This is a genomic window from Curtobacterium sp. NPDC087080 (genome assembly GCF_044745105.1).
Lineage (GTDB): Bacteria > Actinomycetota > Actinomycetes > Actinomycetales > Microbacteriaceae > Curtobacterium.
In genome coordinates this window covers 248,420-262,574 of sequence record NZ_JBIUZP010000003.1, presented here as the reverse complement: position 1 = coordinate 262,574, position 14,155 = coordinate 248,420, and the positions used below count along the sequence as shown (strand labels likewise).

Genomic DNA, 14,155 nt, shown 5'->3' with positions numbered 1-14,155 from the left:
ACGGATACGATGGTCGGCCGTGGCACGTACGAAGAACAGGACCCCGGTCAAGGGCCGCAGCGGCAACCCGGCGAAGGCCGCGGCACCGCAGCGCACGAAGCAGCGGGCGACCGCGCGGGACTGGATCGGTGGTGCCCGGCTCCGCACCCTCACGCTCGGCGTCGTGCCGGTCGTGCTCGGCACCGGCGTGGCGTTCGTCGACTCCGGAGAGCCGGGTGACTTCGGCGCCTACCTCGGGCGCGACCACCACGTGGCGGTCGCCCTGCTCGCGCTCGCGGTCGCGCTGTTCCTGCAGATCGGGGTGAACTACAGCAACGACTACTCCGACGGCGTCCGCGGCACGGACGAGTTCCGCGTGGGTCCGGCCCGCCTGACCGGGGCAGGGCTCGCGAAGCCCCGCACCGTGCTCACCGTCGCGCTCACCTTCTTCGGACTGGCGGCGGTCGCGGGGCTGGTGATCGTGCTGCTCACCGGAACCTGGTGGCTGCTCCTCGTCGGCGCTGCCGCGATCGTGGCGGCCTGGTACTACACGGGCGGGAAGAAGCCGTACGGCTACAACGCGCTCGGCGAGGTCTTCGTCTTCGTCTTCTTCGGGCTCGTCGCCGTGCTCGGCACCCAGTACGTGCAGATCCAGGCGATCACCGCGAGCGGCTGGGCAGCGGCGGTCGCGGCCGGGTTCTTCGCCTGTGCCGTGCTCATGGTCAACAACATCCGCGACGTGGACGAGGACCGTCAGGCCGGCAAGCGCACGCTCGCCGTCGTGGTGGGCCGACCCGTCGCACGGGTCCTGTTCGGCCTGTTCCTGATGCTGCCGTACGTCGTGCTGCTCTGGTTCGTGCTGCTGTACTTCCGCACCGGCTTCGCGTACTTCTCGCTCCTGCTGGCGCTGCCGGCCCTGGCGATCGGCGTCTCGTCCCGCAAGCCGCGCGAGCTCATCACGGCGCTGCAGCTGTCGTCGTTCGCGTCGCTCGCGTACGGCGTGGTCCTCGGCCTGACCCTCGTGCTCCTGCCGTAGGAGCGGCCGGGCGAGCGGCGCGGACTACTCCGCGTCGTGCTCGCGTCGCTCGCGGTGCCGGTCGGCGTCGGACACCGGCCGGTCGGCGACGGGTGCGTCGGTGTCCGCGGCGTCGGTGTCGGCCGCGTCGACGAAGTCGTCCTCGAAGTCCGAGTCGGCGTCCCGCTCCGGACGACCCCGGCGTGCGGCGATGTTCGAGGTCACCCGACCCCGCAGCCCGGGCAGCGCGATGTACGACACGAGCAGGCCGATCAGCGCGGCGCCGATCGCCGCCCAGTACCACTGCAGACCGATGACGAGCAGGACGGCCAGGGCCGCGGCGAAGATGCCGAGCCGGGCAAGGGTGTAGACGAGCCACGCTTTCACCCGACGATCCTACGTGCCGTCGTTCGTGCGCCGGCTGACGGGCAGGTCGGTCCCAGGCGCGCTGCCTAGAGTCGTCGCATGGTCCGTCTGTGGTTGATCGTCGCCGTCGCCGCCGTGGCCTTCACGGTCTACGCGGTCATCGACTGCGCGACCATGCCGCGCCAGCGCATCCGTTCCCTGCGGCGTGGGTGGTGGATCCTCCTCGTGCTCGTCCTGCCCGTGCTCGGCGGTCTGCTGTGGTTCGTGCTCGGCCGTGCTCCCGCCACGCCCGGGCCGGTGCCCCGGTACCGTGGACCCGAAGACGATCCCGACTTCCTCGGTGGCCCGCGCGGCACCGGGACACTCCGCACCGGAACGGACCAGGACGACGCAACCCTCCGAGACCTCGAGGACCAGTTCCGCGATGACCGACTCCGCGACGAACGACGCGACCGCGACGAACGAGACGACGACCGCTCCGCCGATCGCTGACGGACCGGTCGGATCCGGCAGCCCGGCCACCGACTTCGCGCTCGCGCTCCTGCGGGAGCTCGCACACGCCGGCGTCACCGACGTCGTGGTGAGCCCGGGCTCCCGGTCGCAGGCACTCGCCCTCGCGGCGGTCGCCCTCGAGCGCGCGGGCGGCACCGCCGTGCACGTCCGGCTCGACGAGCGGACGGCGGGCTTCTTCGCGCTCGGACTCGCGGTCGAGTCCGGTCGCCCGGCCGCCGTGGTCACCACCTCGGGCACCGCCGTCGCGAACCTGCACCCCGCCGTGCTCGAGGCGCACCACTCCGGCGTGCCGATGGTCGTGCTCTCGGCAGACCGGCCGGACGAGCTCCGGGGCATCGGCAGCAACCAGACCACCGTCCAACCCGGGCTGTTCGGCCCGGCGGTGTCGTTCGTCCGCGACGCGCAGGCGCCGACCGCGGACGGCGGTGTCGATGGCGACGCCGTCCGGACGCTCGCCCGCGAGGCCGTCGCCGTGGCGGCCGGACACACCGGCCAGCCCGGTCCCGTCCAGCTCAACGTCGCGTTCCGCGAGCCACTGTCCGCAGGACTCCGACCCGAGGACGTCACTGCCGTACCGGACGACGAGGTCGACACCGAGCACGCCCGTCGTCGGGTGCACACGGGACTGCCGGTCGCCGAGCTCGCGCCGGACGACGAGCCCGCCACCGTCGTCATCGCGGGCCACGACGCCGGCGAGGACGCCGAGCGGATCGCCTGGGAGCTCGGCGCGCCGCTGCTGGCCGAGGTGTCGAGCGGGGCGCGCTTCGGGCGGAACCTGGTCGTCGCCTACCGCGAGCTGCTCCGCGACCCAGAGCTCGGCGGTGCGGTGCGCCGCGCCGTCGTCCTCGGGCACCCGACGCTCAGCCGCGAGGTGCCCGCCCTGCTGCAGCGGGCCGACGTCGAGACGGTCGTGGTCCGCGGACCGGGGGCCGACCCGTTCGACCCGGCCCGAGCCTCCCGACCGGACGCCGCCACCACCTTCGTGTCCGACGTCCGCGTGACGGGCCGGACCACCCCCTCGCACCGCGCCTGGGTGGGACGGTGGGTGACGACGAGCCGCGCCCTCCTCGGGGACGGCGATGCCGGACCGGACCTCGACGCGAAGCGTTCCGGGGACCGCGCCGAGCGCAACCGGTACCTGCGGGACGAGGTCGCCCTGCGTCGTCGGCAGGTCGACCGCACCATGCTCGTCGATGCCGTGTGGGGTGCGACTTGGCCGCACGACCGCCTCGTGCTCGGCGCCTCGCAACTGATCCGCGTCGCCGACGCACACGTCCCCGGCAAGAAGGTCCGGGTGCACGCGAACCGTGGTCTCGCCGGGATCGACGGGACGGTCTCGACCGCGCTGGGCATCGCCGCCGCGCTCGAACGGACGCCGGACTCCGTCGGCACCACGCGGGTGCTCGTCGGCGACCTGACCTTCCTGCACGACCTCGGGGCACTCGTCACCGGGACCGAGGAGCCGACCCACCGCGTCCAGGTGGTGGTCGGCAACGACGTCGGCGGGGCGATCTTCCGCGGGCTCGAGGTCGCGGCGACCACCCCGGAGCAGGAAATGCGGCGTGTCATGACCACGCCGCAGCACGTGGACGTCGAGCGGGTCGTGACCGGGCTCGGCTGGTCCTACCGCCGTGCTGCGACGTGGGCCGACCTCGAGGGCGCCCTCACCGACCCGGCGCAGCGCCTGGTCGTCGAGGTCCCGTTGACCGACTGACGATCGGGCGCGTGGGCGCGTGGGCGCGTGGGCGCGTGGGCGCGGGGCGCGTCCGCACGCCCGGGCGTCAGGCGAGTGCGTCGCGGATCGGGCGGAACTTCAGCGCGGTCTCGGCGACCTCGCGCGCCGGCTCCGACCCGGCGACGATCCCTGCGCCCGCCCACGCGCGGACGGTCCCGTCGTCCTCGATCCGGGCGCTGCGGAGGGCGAGCATCCACTCGCCGTCACCGTTCGCCCCGAGCCAGCCGACGGGGCCGGCGTAGCGCCCGCGGTCGACGCCCTCGAGCTCGGCGACCAGACGGACGGCGACGTCGGTGGGGGTCCCCGCCACCGCGGCGGTCGGGTGCAGGGCGTCGGCGACGTCGAGCGAGGTGGTGCCGACCGGCAGGGTCGCCCGGACGTCCGTGGCCAGGTGCCAGAGGTTCGGCAGCTGCAGGCGGAACGGCTCCGGGTCCGCCCGGACGTCGGTCGCGACGGTCCGGAGCGCGTGCAGCAGGCTCGCGATCGCGAACCCGTGCTCCTCGACGTCCTTCGCGCTCGACGCGAGTGCCTCGGCGGCAGCCCGGTCGGACACGGGATCGGTGCCCCGCGCCGCGCTGCCGGCGAGCACCCGTGCCGAGAGCTCCGTGCCGTCGGTCCGCGCGAGGGTCTCCGGGGTCGCACCGACGAGACCGTCGACGGCGAACGTGACGCACTGCGGGTACGCGGCCGCCAGGTCGAGCAGGACCGCGCGGCGGTCGGCACCGGCGGGGAGCGTCCCGACCAGGTCGCGCGCCAGGACGACCTTCTCGGCCTCGCCCGCGGTGATCCGGCGCACCGCGTCCGCGACGGCCGCGGCGTAGGTGTCCTCGTCGACCCGCCCGGGGCCGAGGGCGACCGAGACGTGCCCGCCGACGGCCGGCACCGGGACCGAGGTCCGTGAGAACGCCAGGGGTGCGGGGTCCGGGGTCGTGTCGACGGCGGTGAGCCAGGCCTTCCCGCGGCGCCTGCCGATGACCACGCGGGGCACGACGAGCACGCTCTGCTCGGCGGAGTCGTCGGCGAAGGCGAAGGACCCGAACGCGACGAGTCCGGTGCCGCGCAGCTGCACGGGGTCGTCGACCGTGGCGCCCTGCACCAGGTCGCGCCACACCGCCGACGCCCGGCGCATCCGGTCGGGGCCGGAGAACGTGAACCGCGCCGCCTCGCCGATCCCGACGATGCCGTCCCCGCTCCGGACGAAGGCCAGCGGCGCGTCCCGCAGGGTGTGGCGGAGGACGTCCCCCGGGTCGTCGAGGATCCGGGTCGAGACCGTGAGCGTGGGGGTCGCCGTGGTGGTTCGGGTCACGACCCGATCGTACGCGTGCGGCGACCCGCCGGACCCCGGCCGGGCGTCCGGGCAGCGGTGGGCCGCGACCTCTAGGATGGTGCGGTGAGCAGAGCGGACCTGAGCAAGCGGCCGGACGAGGTGGCGGCCATGTTCGACGACGTCGCCGCGAAGTACGACCTCACGAACGACATCCTCTCGGCGGGCAACGCCCCGCTGTGGCGCGTCGCGACGGTCCGAGCGGTCGACCCCCAGCCGGGCGAGACGGTGCTGGACATCGCCGCCGGGACGGGCACGAGCGCGGCTGCGTTGGCGAAGAAGGGTGCCGACGTCACGGCGCTCGACCTGTCGGCGGGCATGATCGCCGTCGGACGTGAGCGACACCCCGAGATCACGTTCGTCGAGGGCGATGCCGAGCACCTGCCGTTCGACGACGACACCTTCGACGCGGTCACGATCTCCTTCGGGCTGCGCAACGTCAACGACCCCATGCAGGCGATCACCGAGATGCTCCGGGTGCTCAAGCCCGGCGGCCGTCTCGTCATCTGTGAGTTCTCCACGCCCCCGATGGCGCTGCTGCGCTTCGGGTACGGCGCGTACCTGAAGCGCGTGCTGCCGGGCATCGCGCGCCTGTCGAGCAGCAACCCGGCGGCCTACCGGTACCTGGCCGAGTCGATCGAGGCGTGGCCGGACCAGCAGGTCCTCAGCCAGTGGCTGCGCGGCGTCGGCTTCACGATGGTCGCCCACCGCAACCTGACCGCCGGCATCGTCGCGCTGCACCGCGGCCGCAAGCCCGTCGCGGGCGAGGTGCGCGAGTCCGTCGCCCGCCGGGCGAAGGCGCGACGCGAGCACCAGCACACCGGCGAGCAGCCGAGCGTCGAACGCGACGACGCCTGACCGGTCACCAGACCCCGAACACGGAGCAGCACTTGAACCCGAGCGTCCCGGTCGCACGTCGCGCACCGAGCCTGCGTGCCTCGCTGGGCATCGGCGAGCGGTTGTTCGCGACCCCGTCCGAGCGGCGCTTCATCAGCGCGGTCGACGACGGGCTCGAGCTCGTCGAGCAGGGCCTCGAGGAAGCCATGCGCTCGACCGACACGCTGGCGGACACCACGAGCCGGTACCTGCTCTCGGCGGGCGGCAAGCGCATCCGACCGACGCTGACCCTGCTCATCGCGCAGCTCGGCAACGGCGTGACCGATGCGGTGGTCAAGGCCGCGGTGAGCATCGAGACGACGCACCTGGCGTCGCTGTACCACGACGACGTCATGGACGAGGCGCCGGTCCGCCGCGGGGTCCCTGCCGCGCACGTGACCTACGGCAACAACGTCGCGATCCTGACCGGGGACCTGCTCTTCGCCCGGGCCAGCCTCATCACGGCCGACCTCGGGACCGAGGGCATCCGGATGCAGGCGGAGACCTTCCAGCGGCTCTGCATGGGGCAGCTGCACGAGACGACCGGCCCCCAGCCCGAGGACGACCCGGTCGAGCACTACATCCAGGTCCTCAGCGACAAGACCGGGTCGCTCATCGCCACCGCGGCCCGTGCCGGTGTGATGTTCTCCGGTGCCGACCGCGCCTACCTCGAGGCCGTCGGCACCTTCGGCGAGAAGGTCGGCGTCGCCTTCCAGCTCGTCGACGACGTGATCGACCTCGCCCCGGCGAAGGACCGCACCGGCAAGATCGCCGGCAACGACCTGCGTGCCGGCGTGGACACCCTGCCGCTGCTGCAGCTCCGTCGCCTCGCCGCCGGTGACGACGGAGCAGCCACCCTGCTCGCCCGCATCGAGCACGACGTCAAGGACGCCCCGGACGACGCGGTCGACTCGGCGCCGTACCAGTCGGCCGTCGCCGCGCTGCGGGAGCACGAGGCGACCACCGCGACCCGTACCGTCGCCGTCCGCTGGGCGGAGGACGCGGTCGCCGCCCTGGAACCGCTGCCCGACGGCACCGTGAAGCGCGCGCTGACGCGGTTCGCCGAGTCCGTCGTCGAACGCAGCCGCTGACACGAGGGCCCGTCGCGGCCCACCGGGAGCCCCCGCCCGAACGAACTGGAGACATCAGTGCCCACCCTGCGAATCGCCATCGTCGGCGCCGGCCCCGCCGGCATCTACGCCGCGGACATCCTGCTGCGCGAGGCGCACGGCACTGACGTGTCGATCGACCTCTTCGAGCAGCTCCCCGCGCCCTACGGGTTGGTCCGCTACGGCGTGGCCCCGGACCACCCGCGCATCAAGGGCATCGTGAACGCCCTGCGGGACGTGCTCGACCGCGGTGTCGTCCGGCTGTTCGGCAACGTGCGCTTCGGCGAGGACATCACGCTGGACGACCTCAAGCAGCACTACAACGCGGTGCTGTTCTCGACCGGCGCGATCAAGGACGCCGAGCTCGACGTCCCCGGGATCGACCTCGACGGCTCCCACGGCGCGGCCGACTTCGTGAGCTGGTTCGACGGACACCCGGACGTGCCGCGCACGTGGCCGCTCACGGCGTCGAGCGTCGCGGTGATCGGCAACGGCAACGTCGCGCTCGACGTGTCGCGCATCCTCGCGAAGCACGCGGACGACCTGCTGACGACCGAGATCCCGGCGAACGTGTACGAGGGGCTGCAGGCGAGCCCGGTCACCGACGTGCACGTCTTCGGACGGCGCGGTCCGGCGCAGGTGAAGTTCACCCCGCTGGAACTCCGCGAACTCGGCGAGCTCCGCGATGTCGACATGGTCGTGTACGACGAGGACTTCGACCACGACGAGGCATCGCTCACCGCGATCCAGACCAACAAGCAGGTCATGGTGATGAACCGCGTCCTGGAGCAGTGGCGCACACGCGAGGTCGGGCAGGCCAGTCGCCGGCTCCACCTGCACTTCTGGGCGAAGCCCGTCGAGATCGTCGGCGAGGACGGCCACGTCACGGCGCTGCGGTACGAGCGCACCCGGCCGAACGGCGAGGGCGGCGTCGAGGGCACGGGGGAGATCCGCGAGCTCCCGGTGCAGGCCGTGTACCGCGCGGTGGGGTACTTCGGCTCCCCGCTGCCCGGTGTGCCCTTCGACGAGACGACCGGCGTGATCCCGAACCGCGAGGGCCAGGTGCTGGACGAGGACGGTTCGCCGGTCCCCGGCGTCTACGCCACGGGCTGGATCAAGCGCGGCCCCGTCGGGCTGATCGGGCACACCAAGTCCGACGCCATGGAGACCGTCCAGCACATCGTCAACGACCAGGCCTCCTGGTGGACTCCGGCCGATCCGTCGCCCGAGGCGGTCCCGGCCCTGCTCCGCGAGCGCGGCGTGGACTACACCGACCTCGACGGCTGGCACGCGCTGGACGAGCACGAGCAGGCCCTGGGCGCTGCGGAGGGACGCGAGCGCATCAAGGTCGTCCCGCGTGACGAGATGGTCGACGTGTCGCTCCGACGCGCTTCGTCGCCCACGAGCTGATCGCAGCACGATGACCGCCGCACGCCCCGCACCGCCCGCCGCGATGCGGGGCGTGCTCGTCGCGCCCGGTCGTCTGCAGGGCGTCGACGTGGCGCGGGCGCTCGCGCTGCTCGGCATGATGGCCGCCCACATCGGCGGCATCGCGGACGAGGTCGACTGGGGAGACCCTGGCACCTGGTCCGCCGTGGCGCACGGACGGCCCTCCACCCTGTTCGCGGTGCTCGCGGGCGTCTCGATCGGTCTGACGAGCGGACGGACGGATCCGCCCGGACCACCGGTCATCGGGCGGATCCGGGCACGACTGGCGATCCGGGCCGTCGCGGTGGTCGCGGTCGGGCTCCTGCTGATGGCCCTCGGCACGCCGGTCTACGTGATCCTGCCCACGTACGGCGCCCTGTTCCTGCTCGTGCTCCCGGTGCTCCGCTGGCGCCCCGTGTGGCTCCTCGTCGTCGCGTCCGTGTGCGCACTGCTGTCACCGGTCGTCGCGCTCGCGGTCGTGCCGCTGTACGCGGGCGCCGGGATGTGGGAGGTGCAGCTCGGCCTCGTCTACCCGGTGGTCACCTTCCTGGCGTACGTCCTGGTCGGCCTCGCGGTCGCCAGGATCGGCCTGGAGGCACGGCGCGCGCAGGTCGCGCTCCTCACGTCCGGCGCACTGGTCGCCACGGCCGCGTACGTGGTCGGGAACGTCCTGGCACCGGTCCCGGCCGGTGCCGTGTCCCAGGCGTTCCCCGGGGTGCCGTGGGCGCCGGACGACAGCGCGGGAGCGTCGGCCCTCGCACAGCTGCTGCTGTCCCCGCGCGACCACTCCTCGTCGGTCGTCGACGTCGTGGCGACCGCCGGGGTCGCGGTGGCGGTGATCGCCCTGTGCACCCTGCTGTTCGACGGTCGCGGTCGGACCGCCGCGCGGATCGCGTTCCCGCTCGCCGCGGTCGGGTCGATGCCGCTGACGGTCTACGCGGGGCACCTGCTCGTCATCGCGCTGCTACCGGAGTACCCGGAGTCGGGCACAGTGTGGGCGTGGTTCGCGATCGGTTCGGTGCTCTTCGCGATGCTGTGGCGTGCGTTCCTCGGGAGCGGGCCGCTCGAGCGCGTGGTCGCGCGGCTCACCCGACTGGTACCGGCCGCGCGCTGACGAGTGGAGCGGTGATCCTGGAGCGCGCCCAGGGTGACCGGGGAGGCGGGCGTGCGCCGCGCCTCCCGGCAGGGGCCTACTGCAGGGCGGCGGTGAGCCGCGCGACGTTGTCGAGGACCTGCGATCGGCGCGGGCGCTCGAGCCACGCGTCCAGCGTGAGCTCGAAGGACGCGTCCTTGTACGCGTCCTGCACGCCGCGCAGCGCGTCGACGAAGCGCTTGCCGCGCACCATGACGGAGACCTCGAGGTTCAGGCTGAAGGACCGCATGTCCATGTTGCTCGACCCGATGACGGACACGTCGTCGTCGATGGTGAAGTGCTTCGCGTGCAGGATCGTCGGGGCCCGGTACAGCCAGATCCGGACGCCGGCGCGCAGGAGCTCCTCGTAGTAGGACCGCTGCGCGTGCCACGTCATCGCGTGGTCGCCCATCTCGCCGACGAAGAGCTCGACCTCGACCCCGCGCTGGGCGGTCGTCGTGATGGCGTAGAGCATCGAGTCGTCCGGCACGAAGTACGGCGAAGTGATCGACACCTTCTCCTGGGCCGCGTAGAGCAGGGCGTTGAAGAGGCGCAGGTTGTTCTCGCCGTCGAAGCCGGGCCCGGACGGCACGACCTGGCAGTCGAGCGCGTCGCCGCGGTCGGCGCGCTGCACCGGGTCACTCTCGCGGAGGAGGAGTTCGTCGGTCTCGCTGTACCAGTCGGTCACGAACAGGGCGTTGAGCCCGGCGACGACCGGCCCCTCGAACCGGGCGAACAGGTCCTTGTAGACCATGCCCTTCTCGATGTGCGACTTCAGGTCGTACGACGGGTCGATCAGGTTCTGCGACCCGGTGAAGGCGACCGACCCGTCGATCACCATGATCTTCCGGTGGTTGCGGAGGTCGGGGCGCTGGAACTTCCCCTGCAGCGGCTGCAGCGGGAGCATGAGGTGCCACTCGATGTCCGCGCGGTCGAGGAAGGCGAGCGTGTCCTTGTAGCCCGGGTACCCACGGCTGGCCCAGTGGTCGAGCAGGAACCGGACCGTGACGCCGCGCGCCTGCGCCCGGGCGAGGGCCTCGAAGTACGGCCGGGTCGTGTCGTCGAGCGTCGCGATGTAGAACTCGACGTGCACGAACCGCCGCGACTGGTCGATCGCGCGGGTCATCTCCTGCACGGACTCGTACGAGTCGGGGTAGAGCTCGGCGGAGTTGCCGCCGACGAGCGGCATGGCGCCGAGCTCACGGTTCAGCTTCGTCACGCTCTCGAGCCACGGCGGCCACGGGTGGTCGCGGCGCACGCGCTCGATGCCCTCGGTCTGCTCGAGGATGTACGCGTTGATCTCCGTCTGCTTCTCGCGACGGGCCTTCGGCAGCTTCGTCGACCCGATGACCAGGAAGACGACGAACCCGATGTACGGGATCAGGAAGATCGCGAGCAGCCAGGCCGTCGCGGTCTGCGGCTTCCGGTTGTACGGGACGTAGATGATCGAGAAGACGCGGATCGCCAGGTCCAGCAGGACCAGGAGGACGGTGACCGCGACGCCGAGCCAGTGCTCCACGGGGTGCGGCGCTAGCGGAAGTTGATGAACTGCAGCGGCACGTCGAACTCTTCACCCTTGAGGAGCTGGATCGTGTTCTGCAGGTCGTCGCGGCTCTTGGAGGAGACGCGGAGCTCGTCACCCTGGATCTGGTTCTTCACGCTCTTCGGGGCGTTCGCGCGGAGGAACGCGCCGATCTTCTTCGCGACGTCCTGCTCGATGCCGTTCTTGAACTTCACCTCGATGCGGTACTCCTTGCCCGAGGGGTAGGGGTCGCCGGCGTCGAGGCTCTTCAGCGAGATGTTCCGCTTGATCGCCTTGCTCTGCAGCACGTCGAGGACGGCCTTGGCTCGTTCCTCGGAGTTCGCCTTGATGAGGACGTCCTCGCCGCTGAACGCGATCGATGCGTCAGCGCCCTTGAAGTCGTACCGCTGCTCGATCTCCTTGGCGGCCTGGTTGAGGGCGTTCTCCGCCTCCATCTTGTCGACCTTGCTGACCACGTCGAAGGAACTGTCTGCCATGCCGCACAGCCTAACTGCGTGGCGGGGTGCCGGTTCGGTGGTCACGAGCACCCTCCGGAGTCCGGTATGCTCTTCAGCGCGCCTTCGGTTGGTGACCACACCGGCCGGGTGCGCACACGGCAAGTTACCCAAGCGGCCAAAGGGATCTGACTGTAAATCAGCCGGCGTAGCCTTCGGGGGTTCGAATCCCTCACTTGCCACATCGAACAGCCCCGTCCACCACGGACGGGGCTGTCGTCGTTCACGGGGTCTGTCGTCGTTCACGGGGCTGTCGTTCCCGGGTCGGTGCCGTGCCGATGGTGGGCTGGCGTCCTTCCGGGTCGCGATCCGGCAGGCTGGTGCCATGCCCGACACGCTCACTCCCGCCCAGTTCGCCGACCTCGCTGAGTCGATCGCCCGCGAGGCCGCTGCGCTCGCAGCTCGCCGACGTGCGGAGGGCGTCGAGGTCGCCGACCGGAAGTCGAGCATCGTCGACGTCGTCACGGCTGCCGATCGCGAGGTCGAGGACCTCGTCCGCACCCGGATCGCCGAAGCGCGACCCGACGACGGCTTCCACGGCGAGGAGTCCGGCTCCGGTGCCGGGTCGACGGGCATCACGTGGGTGGTCGACCCGATCGACGGCACGGTCAACTACCTGTACGGCAGCGAGCAGTACGGGGTGAGCATCGGCGTGGTCCGGGGGAGTGCGGACCCGACGCAGTGGGAGGCGCTCGCGGGGATCGTCGTGGCACCGGCGACCGGCACGGTGTGGCGCGCGGTGGCCGGCGAGGGCGCGACGCGTGACGGGATCCCGCTCCGGGTGTCGACGCCGGCATCGCTCGCCGAGACGCTCGTCGCGACGGGGTTCGGCTACACCGCCGACCGCCGTCGTGAGCAGGTCGCGGTGCTCGCCGGGCTGATCGGGGAGGTGCGGGACGTCCGGCGCGCGGGAGCTGCGTCGCTCGACTGCTGCGCGGTCGGGGCCGGAACGGTGGACGCCTACTACGAGCGCGGCATCAACCCGTGGGACATGGCAGCCGGGTCGCTCGTCGCCGCCGAGGCCGGGGCGTCCGTCCGGATCTGGGAGGCCGGTGGCACGCGGTCGTTCCTGTTCGCCGCGCCGGCGGTGGCGGACCAGCTCGAGGCCCTCGTGCGCGGGCTCGAGGCCGAGGTGCTCGCCGACTGACCGCGGGTCGGACCAGCGCTGCGCGGGCTGCACGGTCGTGCACGCGACTGGCGGCGCGGGACCGCCCCTGCTAGCGTGCTGCAGTCCCGTTACCTGCTCGTTACCAACGAGCGCCTCGTGCCCCGATCAGGATCAGCCCCGAACACATGCCCCACGCCTCCCAGCCGACCGTGCCGACGCCCACCCGCTCCGAGACCGCGACCGAACCGGTCGTGCACCTGACGCGACGCGCACGCATCGAGGCCGAGCGTCGTGCCGCTGCGACGGTGTCCCCGCGCCCCTCGACGGCTCAGCAGTCGCCGGTGGTCGCGCCGTCGTTCGACGAGCTCGTCGCCCCGGTGACGCCCGCCGCCCCGGCCTCCCCGATCGACCTCGCCCCGGCCTCCCCGGTCCGACCCGCGCCGTCCGCGGGTGCGGTCACCCCGCCGGCCCCCGCCTCACCGGACGTCGCGCCTGCGGTCGACGCCTCGCGCGCACCCACCCCTGCGGTCGAGGCGGACCGTTCCGCTGACGTCCGACGCTCCGCGACCGCTCCGACGTCGCGCGCCGGTCGAGTCTCGGTGTCCGGTGCTGCCCCCGCGGCCGATCGAGCCTCGCAGGCCGGCCGCGTCCGTGCGCGTCGGACCGCCCCGGCCGTCCACGTCGACCGCGCGACCCGTCACATCGCCGGTGCGACCACGCCCGTCACCCCGGCCCCGGGTCGCCGGGGAGACGCCTTCCGTCGGAACGCCTCCCGCGTCACCGCCGTGGGGGCGCTGCTCTTCGCCGCCGGGCTGGTCGTCTCGACCTCGCTGCCGGCACAGGCCCTCTGGGTCCCGCCGGCGGACACCACCACGGCCCGGACCACCGCCGACGGCGACGGCCAGTCACTCAGCGTGGGTGACGGTGCCACTGACGCGGAGACCACCCGCGACCAGTACTCGGTCACGGCCGCGACGCAGTACAAGAACGTCGACGCGTCGAGCTTCTCGAACGACCCGAACGGCTCGATCCAGTGGCCGTTCCTGACCGGCGTCCCGATCACCTCGGGCTTCGGCGGCCGCCAGGTCGAGGGCTGCTCGTTCTGCTCGACGAACCACATGGGCGTCGACTTCGCCCCGGGTGAGGGCACGCCGATCCGGTCCGTCGCCGCGGGCACCGTGATCAAGGTGCAGGCGCACGACGGCGGGTTCGGCAACGACGTCTGGGTGCAGCACGACGTCGACGGCAAGCAGTTCGTCAGCGTCTACGGACACATGAAGGACGGCACCTTCAAGGTCGTCACCGGGCAGGAGGTCGCCGTCGGTGACGAGCTCGGCGAGGTCGGCTCGACCGGCAACTCGACCGGACCCCACCTGCACCTCGAGATCCACGTCGGCGGGGTCCCCGTGGACCCGCTGGCCTGGCTCCGCGCGAACGCGAACTAGCGGAGGAGCGGCGGCACGCCCGGGCGACACGTCCGGTTCCCGACCACCGCCGCTCGTCTGCTACGCTCGTCTGGTGCCGCCGAGCGGC

General features: G+C 72.4%; 13 protein-coding genes and 1 tRNA gene. 10 read left to right on the top strand and 4 right to left on the bottom strand.

Features of this window, described 5'->3' with window-relative positions:
• Positions 1–19: 19 nt before the first annotated feature.
• Positions 20–1,015, top strand: coding sequence for a 1,4-dihydroxy-2-naphthoate polyprenyltransferase (locus ACIPEQ_RS09480; protein ID WP_402714945.1), 996 nt, complete (start codon positions 20–22; stop codon positions 1,013–1,015).
• 24 nt (positions 1,016–1,039) lie between these two features.
• Here the strand turns inward: ACIPEQ_RS09480 and ACIPEQ_RS09475 are convergent, their stop codons facing one another.
• Complete coding sequence (locus tag ACIPEQ_RS09475) at positions 1,040–1,381, bottom strand: DUF4229 domain-containing protein (protein WP_402714944.1); 342 nt, start codon at positions 1,379–1,381, stop codon at positions 1,040–1,042.
• 78 nt (positions 1,382–1,459) lie between these two features.
• Here ACIPEQ_RS09475 and ACIPEQ_RS09470 point away from each other — a divergent pair, with 78 nt between their 5' ends.
• Together ACIPEQ_RS09470 and menD are read left to right on the top strand one after the other, a co-directional pair.
• Positions 1,460–1,852, top strand: coding sequence for a PLDc N-terminal domain-containing protein (locus ACIPEQ_RS09470; RefSeq protein ID WP_209678549.1), 393 nt, complete (start codon positions 1,460–1,462; stop codon positions 1,850–1,852).
• Complete coding sequence (gene menD / locus ACIPEQ_RS09465) at positions 1,785–3,587, top strand: 2-succinyl-5-enolpyruvyl-6-hydroxy-3-cyclohexene-1-carboxylic-acid synthase (RefSeq protein WP_402714943.1); 1,803 nt, start codon at positions 1,785–1,787, stop codon at positions 3,585–3,587. Before ACIPEQ_RS09470 ends, menD begins: the two co-directional genes overlap by 68 nt.
• 67 nt (positions 3,588–3,654) lie before the next feature.
• On the opposite strand, the gene ACIPEQ_RS09460 is transcribed toward menD, so the two are convergent.
• The gene (locus ACIPEQ_RS09460; RefSeq protein WP_402714942.1) at positions 3,655–4,914 is read right to left on the bottom strand and encodes an isochorismate synthase MenF; all 1,260 of its coding nucleotides are present in this window, start codon (positions 4,912–4,914) and stop codon (positions 3,655–3,657) included.
• A gap of 84 nt (positions 4,915–4,998) precedes the next feature.
• Here ACIPEQ_RS09460 and ACIPEQ_RS09455 point away from each other — a divergent pair, with 84 nt between their 5' ends.
• Genes ACIPEQ_RS09455 through ACIPEQ_RS09440 form a run of 4 tightly spaced genes read left to right on the top strand, consistent with a single transcriptional unit; the run spans position 4,999 to position 9,459 of the window.
• Positions 4,999–5,790, top strand: a complete 792-nt coding sequence (locus ACIPEQ_RS09455) for a demethylmenaquinone methyltransferase (RefSeq protein WP_402714941.1) — start codon at positions 4,999–5,001, stop codon at positions 5,788–5,790.
• 32 nt (positions 5,791–5,822) lie between these two features.
• Positions 5,823–6,899 carry a polyprenyl synthetase family protein gene (locus ACIPEQ_RS09450; RefSeq protein WP_126891284.1) on the top strand — a complete coding sequence of 359 codons (1,077 nt, stop codon included), beginning with the start codon at positions 5,823–5,825 and terminating at the stop codon, positions 6,897–6,899.
• A 57-nt stretch (positions 6,900–6,956) separates the two neighbouring features.
• Positions 6,957–8,327: an FAD-dependent oxidoreductase gene (locus ACIPEQ_RS09445; RefSeq protein ID WP_402714940.1), complete on the top strand. Its 1,371-nt coding sequence runs from the start codon at positions 6,957–6,959 to the stop codon at positions 8,325–8,327.
• 10 nt (positions 8,328–8,337) lie between these two features.
• Complete coding sequence (locus tag ACIPEQ_RS09440) at positions 8,338–9,459, top strand: heparan-alpha-glucosaminide N-acetyltransferase domain-containing protein (RefSeq protein ID WP_402714939.1); 1,122 nt, start codon at positions 8,338–8,340, stop codon at positions 9,457–9,459.
• Positions 9,460–9,535: 76 nt separating this feature from the next.
• Here the strand turns inward: ACIPEQ_RS09440 and cls are convergent, their stop codons facing one another.
• Together cls and ACIPEQ_RS09430 are read right to left on the bottom strand one after the other, a co-directional pair.
• Positions 9,536–10,996, bottom strand: a complete 1,461-nt coding sequence (cls, locus tag ACIPEQ_RS09435) for a cardiolipin synthase (protein ID WP_402714938.1) — start codon at positions 10,994–10,996, stop codon at positions 9,536–9,538.
• Between the two features lie 11 nt (positions 10,997–11,007).
• Entirely contained in the window at positions 11,008–11,496 is a 489-nt protein-coding gene (locus ACIPEQ_RS09430; protein WP_022906448.1) for a YajQ family cyclic di-GMP-binding protein, read from the bottom strand.
• Between the two features lie 118 nt (positions 11,497–11,614).
• On the opposite strand from ACIPEQ_RS09430, the gene ACIPEQ_RS09425 reads away from it, so the two are divergent.
• From ACIPEQ_RS09425 to ACIPEQ_RS09415, 3 genes are all read left to right on the top strand, one after another.
• Positions 11,615–11,696 (top strand) — tRNA-Tyr (locus tag ACIPEQ_RS09425).
• A gap of 143 nt (positions 11,697–11,839) precedes the next feature.
• A complete protein-coding gene (locus ACIPEQ_RS09420; protein ID WP_126891280.1) occupies positions 11,840–12,661 on the top strand; it encodes an inositol monophosphatase family protein in 822 nt (273 codons plus the stop codon).
• Between the two features lie 146 nt (positions 12,662–12,807).
• Positions 12,808–14,067, top strand: a complete 1,260-nt coding sequence (locus ACIPEQ_RS09415; RefSeq protein WP_402714937.1) for a peptidoglycan DD-metalloendopeptidase family protein — start codon at positions 12,808–12,810, stop codon at positions 14,065–14,067.
• The last annotated feature ends 88 nt before the right edge of the window (positions 14,068–14,155 follow it).